The following is a 2,963-nucleotide window of genomic DNA, read 5'->3' as shown; positions in this document are numbered from 1 at the left end:
TCAGATCTTGATTTTCAGACTGCCAACGGCGGCTGCTCCCCACCCACCCATCGGCAGTCTGAAAATCATCCAGCCCCCGCAGCACCCACCCCCGGAGCCGCCCCCGCCACCCACCCTCCCGAGAGCCCCCATTGCCACCCCCACCCCCCAGGCGCAGGCTGGAAAGAACAAGGAGGTGCCCCGCACCATGCGCACCCTCGAGGAACAGATCGACATAGCCGCCCCCGTCCTGGCCGCCTGGGAGCAACTGCACCGCGTCCACGAGTACCCCCGGTTCGTCGACGGCGTCCGCACCGCCCAACCCCACGGCCGGAACCTCGCCCACCTCGGCGTGGAGATCGACGGCACCGAGCGCGCCGTCGACGCCGAGATCACCGACCGCGGCCGGGGCCGGGTGATGGCCTGGCGGACCCTCGACGGCGTCCGGCTGCGCGGCGCCTTCGCCCTGCTGCCGCTCGACGCCCGCCACACCCGGCTGCAGATCCGGGTGGAGTACGACCCGGACGCGGTGCACCAGGAGTTCGGCGGCCCGCGCGGCTTCGCCCAGGCCGGGGCGATCGAGCGGGCGGTGCGCGAGGACCTGGACCACTTCCGGGAACTGGTCGAGACCAGGGTGAACGCCGCCTGAAACACCGCGTAAGCGCCGCATAAGCCCAGCTCAGTACGGGTGGTGAGGCTCTTCACAGCACACCGCCCAGCAGACCGTTCGTGTTTCAACCTGTGGCAGACTCGGACCCCATGGACATCGGCCCGGTCACCAGGACGCTCCGCGCGGCGGTCTTCGCCGCGCTGGTCGTGCTGCTCGCCGGGCTCGGCCAGGTGCTGGTCACCGGCCGCGCGCTGCCGGTCGGCCCGATGCTGCTGGCCGCCGCCGCTGTCTTCGCGGTGGCCTTCGCACTGGCCGGCCGCGAGCGCGGCTACCCGGCGGTCGCGGCGGTGTTCCTGCCGCTGGAGCTGGGCGCCGGCGCGCTGTTCGACCTCGCCCAGAGCACCTGTCCCTCGCTGCCGCCCGGCGCCGGGCACGGCCTCCAGCCGCTGCTGTGCGGCGGCGGCTCGCTCGGCGGCTTCCTGCTCGGCCACGGCGTCTCCGCGCGGACCGGTGTGCTGCTGCTCCTGCTGCTGCACACGCTGATCGCGCTGGCCGGCGCGTACTGGCTGCGCCGCGCGGACGCCGCGCTCGGCTGCCTGGCCGGTGCCGTCCGGATGCTGGGCGAGTTCCTGCACCGCCACCTGCCGGCCGCCGCCCGCTGGCTGCGGCTGCTCGTCGCCCCGCTGCCGGCCCGTCCGCCGGCGCGGGTGCCGTTCCCCCGGGCCAGCCGTCCGCTGGTCCCCGCCGAGGACGTCCTCGTCCGCCCGGCCGTCCGGCGCGGTCCGCCGGTGTTCGCCCTGGCCGTCTGAGCCGCGGGCCTCCCGCCCGCTCATCACCGCTCGGCCGGCTGTCTCTCTCCACCCCAGCGCGCCCCCGACGGGCCGCGCGCGCCCTCCCGTACGCCCGAGAGCACAGGACGACACCCCATGAGCAACACCCGAAAGACCAGCAAGAAGACCTCCGCCACCGAGCGCATGCGCGTCGCCCGCGCCGAGGCCGAGCGCTCCGAGCGCATCCGCCGCCGGGTGGTGGTCGGCGGCGTCTCCGCCGCCGTGCTCGCCCTCGCCGCGGGCGTGGCCTTCGCCGTCGGCGGCTCCTCCGGCTCCGGTTCGGACGCCGCGAACGGCCCGCTGGTCGTCCCGGCCAACGCCGGCGGCACGAACGGCACCGTGATCACCTACGGCAAGGCCGACGCCCCGCACACCCTGGAGGTCTACGAGGACTTCCGCTGCCCGTACTGCGAGCAGCTGGAGACCACCACCGGCAAGGCGATCCAGCAGCTCGCCGACGAGGGCACCTACAAGGTCGAGTACCACCTGGCGACGTTCCTGGACAACAACCTCGGCGGCAAGGGCTCGCGCACCGCGCTGGCCGCGGCCGGCGCCGCGCTGAACGAGGGCGTGGACAAGTTCAAGGCCTTCCACGACGTGCTGTACGCCAACCAGCCGGACGAGCGCAGCGACGCCTTCGGCGACGTCAACCACCTGCTGGACCTGGCCGGCCAGGTGCCCGGCCTGAAGACCGACGCCTTCGTGAAGGCGGTGACCGACAAGACGTACGCCCCGTGGGCCGCCAAGGTGAACGAGGAGTTCAACAAGAGCGACGTCACCGGCACCCCGACCGTCAAGCTGGACGGGAAGAAGCTGGACGTGCTGACCAACGGCAAGGCTGTCTCCCCCGAGCAGTTCACCGCGATGGTCAAGCAGGTGACCGGATGACGGCCGGCGCCCCCGCCACCCGGCCCGCCCACGGCGCGAGCCGCCCCTTCGCCTGGCTGCTGCTGATCGGCGGCGCCGTCGGCCTGTTCGCCTCGGCGGTCCTCACCCTGGACAAGATCCGGCTGCTGGAGGACCCGTCCTACGTCCCGAACTGCAACATCAACCCGATCATCAGCTGCGGTTCGATCATGCGCAGCGACCAGGCGGAGGCCTTCGGCTTCCCCAACTCGCTGATCGGGCTGGTCGCCTTCGGGGTCGTCGTCGCGGTCGGTGCCGGGCTGCTCTCCGGGGCGGCGTTCCGGCGCTGGTTCTGGCTCGGCCTGCAGGCCGGGACGGTGTTCGGGATCGGCTTCGTGACCTGGCTGATGTACCAGGCGCTGTACCGGATCGGCGCGCTCTGCCCGTACTGCATGGTGGTGTGGGCAACGGTGATCCCGCTGTTCTGGTACACCACGCTGCACAACCTGCGCACCGGCGTGATCCCGGTGGGCCCGCGGCTGAAGGCGGCCGTGCGGGAGGCGGCCCGCTACCACTGGGTCGTCCCGGCCCTCTGGTACGCGGCGATCGCGCTGCTGATCCTCAACCGGTTCTGGTACTACTGGAGCACCCTGATCTGATCCCGTCCGCCGCCCCGTCCGCCCCGGCCGGGGCGGCGG

At 72.9% G+C, this 2,963-nt stretch carries 4 protein-coding genes; all 4 read left to right on the top strand.

Annotation, left to right across the window (positions count from 1 at the left end):
- Nucleotides 1–187: 187 nt before the first annotated feature.
- Complete coding sequence (locus ABZW03_RS39260; RefSeq protein WP_355269430.1) at nucleotides 188–628, top strand: SRPBCC family protein; 441 nt, start codon at nucleotides 188–190, stop codon at nucleotides 626–628.
- A 110-nt stretch (nucleotides 629–738) separates the two neighbouring features.
- Complete coding sequence (locus tag ABZW03_RS39255; protein WP_355269429.1) at nucleotides 739–1,398, top strand: hypothetical protein; 660 nt, start codon at nucleotides 739–741, stop codon at nucleotides 1,396–1,398.
- A 117-nt stretch (nucleotides 1,399–1,515) separates the two neighbouring features.
- On the top strand, nucleotides 1,516–2,307 hold the full coding sequence (locus ABZW03_RS39250) for a thioredoxin domain-containing protein (RefSeq protein WP_355269427.1): 792 nt from the start codon (nucleotides 1,516–1,518) through the stop codon (nucleotides 2,305–2,307).
- Nucleotides 2,304–2,924: a vitamin K epoxide reductase family protein gene (locus tag ABZW03_RS39245; RefSeq protein WP_355269425.1), complete on the top strand. Its 621-nt coding sequence runs from the start codon at nucleotides 2,304–2,306 to the stop codon at nucleotides 2,922–2,924. The genes ABZW03_RS39250 and ABZW03_RS39245 overlap by 4 nt, the downstream gene beginning before the upstream one ends.
- Nucleotides 2,925–2,963: the final 39 nt, after the last annotated feature.

Origin of the sequence: Kitasatospora sp. NPDC004799 (assembly GCF_040609095.1) — a bacterium.
In the GTDB taxonomy this organism is placed as follows: Bacteria; Actinomycetota; Actinomycetes; order Streptomycetales; family Streptomycetaceae; genus Kitasatospora.
The sequence above is the reverse complement of the archived record's forward strand: the minus strand, read 5'-3'. Positions and strand labels throughout refer to the sequence as shown.